The organism is Xenorhabdus sp. KJ12.1 (genome assembly GCF_963876495.1).
Taxonomy (GTDB): domain Bacteria; phylum Pseudomonadota; class Gammaproteobacteria; order Enterobacterales; family Enterobacteriaceae; genus Xenorhabdus; species Xenorhabdus stockiae.
In genome coordinates this window covers 1-2,376 of sequence record NZ_CAWNQH010000133.1, presented here as the reverse complement: position 1 = coordinate 2,376, position 2,376 = coordinate 1, and the positions used below count along the sequence as shown (strand labels likewise).

The following is a 2,376-nucleotide window of genomic DNA, read 5'->3' as shown; positions in this document are numbered from 1 at the left end:
CGAAGACAGGCTACCCCCCGCCGAAGACAATGCGCTGGCCCCCATGCTGCCCATCCCACCCCCAAAGAAACCGGAGAGGGCTTTGGTGATCAATGCCTGTACTGCAATACGAACCAGATCCTGAATCATAGATTGCGCCAGTGAGGCCGACAGCTCCCGCATGGATTCTGAAAAGGATTTTGTGCCCGTCAACATGCCGGTTAACGCACTCCCCGTACGTTGCTCAACCACATCCAGCAGATCCATCTGCATTTTCTGGAAATCCCCCTGTGAGGCGTATAAATCTTTAGCGGCAGCCAATTGCGTCTCTTTGGAATGATGAGCCGCAGCGGTCATTAACTGTTCATGACGTTCCTTGCTGATAAGTCCGTTCCGGTAGTAAGTGTCGTAAAGCGCAGTTTGTTCTGTGAGCTGATTTTGCAATTGCACAACGGGATCGACCTCCCCCGCCCTATCCAGATGCGGGGCGGCAATTTGCTTTGCCTGTTCCGCTAATTTGTCTTTTACCGAGGTCTGGTATAACGTCCTGCTGGCAGATAAATATTCCTGTTCACTTAACAACCGTTCGCGGTACAGGGCTTTCAGTTCTTCGCTGGCGTCTTTTTCCTGCCGGATCAATGCAGCTGCCGGGGAATATTTTTCTGCCAGTTCGAGGCGTTGTTTTTGGTGATTTTCGGCATTGAGGAGGTTTAAGCGTTGCAGTTCACTGTCCGAAGCCACACCCGATTTGCCAACTTCATGGATTTTATCCCGCATCGCTTTCTCGCTGATTCGGATACGATCCAGGCTGGTGGCGTGGGTCTGCTCAATGTCCTTGCGTAACTGCTGATAAAGGTGAAGAGATTGTTCGCCTTGTTGCTCTGCTTTAATGAAATCCTGACCTGTCCACGGATTACCCGTACCGTTCCCTTCGGGTTTTGGTGGCTCAGGCGGTGGCTGATCAAAAATCCCCGCTACCGAGGTTGCCTGTAGGTTTTTCTTTCTGGCGGTTTTCTTTTCTATCCCTTTGAGGATATCTTCTCGCCGACTGAGTAAGACTCGGCCTTGCTTTTCAACTGCTTTCGGATCTTCATAAAAAAAACTCAGGAATCCTTTTTGACGATTTTCTAAATGCTTGATTCGGGTTTGAGAATACCGTTCCAGTTGGCTATCAATCTGCCTGAGTTCTGCTTTCAGATTGTTAAGATCATCGTCAGTCTTATCCAGCTCGACCGCCACCTTAATGCTGGAAAGCCGTTGCAGTTCAGCCACCGTTTCAACGGATTCCTCCTTTAAGTGCCGCAACCCCTCTCTGGCTTGGACGCTAGAGTTATATAACCCGTACAGAGCAGAACCTGCCAACATTGCGGCACCAAATGGTCCACCCATCAGGGCAAGTGCACCACGGGCAGCGCCCCCCGCGACAGATAATGCCCGATAGGCATAAGACAGCCGGCGGTTAGCGGCTTCAAGTTGTCCGGTGGCCTGTGTTTGTAATTTGAGGGCTTCCGTTTCCTGTCGGATCAGGGTGCTTTTTTCTTTCGCATAATTGACGGAGAGTCCATGCAAACGGTTGGTTCTTTCCAGATACTGAATGTGCCTGCCCTGAGCTTCCGTTGAACGTAGCGTGGCATTGGCCTGTTCAAGAGTACGTTTTGCCGTTTCTGCCTGCTGTTTGGCCATATCACGAGCCGCTTTTTCGGTGGCCCGCCATGCCGTCATATTTTCACGTAATCCCGCGGTCAGCTTTGTTGCTATCACGGGGATTAGCGTATGCAATGCTACGCTAGCCACCAGATTAACATTCTCGGACAGCGCATTAATTGCGTGGGTTGCCCCCTGTACTCCGGTACGCAATGGGCCATCGGCACTCTGCCCGATTTTCACCGCCATGCCTTCAAAAGCACTCGTCAGCACCTCCAGATCAGCACTCAGGTTATTCGCGCGTGCACTGGCCTGTTCATAGGCGACCTGTGTTCCGGTCAGAGCTTGGGTCAATGCGTCCAGTTTTTCCCGCCCAGTGACTAAGTTGGACGCGGCACTGACATTGGCCCGGCCAAATAATTTAACCGCCTGCGCCGTTGACAGGTTTTTGCCCATCAGGGATTCTAATGCCGACGATAAACCCACTACCGACGGTTTCAGATTTTTGTCTGTCGAACGCTCCAGCGCCAGTATCACATTACGCAGGGCAATACCTGCCTCGCCGCCTTTGATACCCCGTTCTGCCAGTATCTGAATAGCCGCCCCGAGTTCTTCAACGCTGATCCCGGCCTGAGCGGCTAGGGTGCCACCCTGTTTAATGGCCTGCGCGGTTTCGTTAATTTCGGAAGCACCGTATTTCGCCCCGGCTGCCAGTACGTTAATAAAACGGTCAGCCTGGGCGGCACTGGCCCC

1 protein-coding gene is annotated in these 2,376 nt (G+C 52.3%); it reads right to left on the bottom strand.

Annotation, left to right across the window (positions count from 1 at the left end):
* The coding region (locus AACS92_RS20830) for a phage tail tape measure protein (RefSeq protein WP_099112005.1) at positions 1 to 2,376 on the bottom strand (2,376 nt) is incomplete at both ends.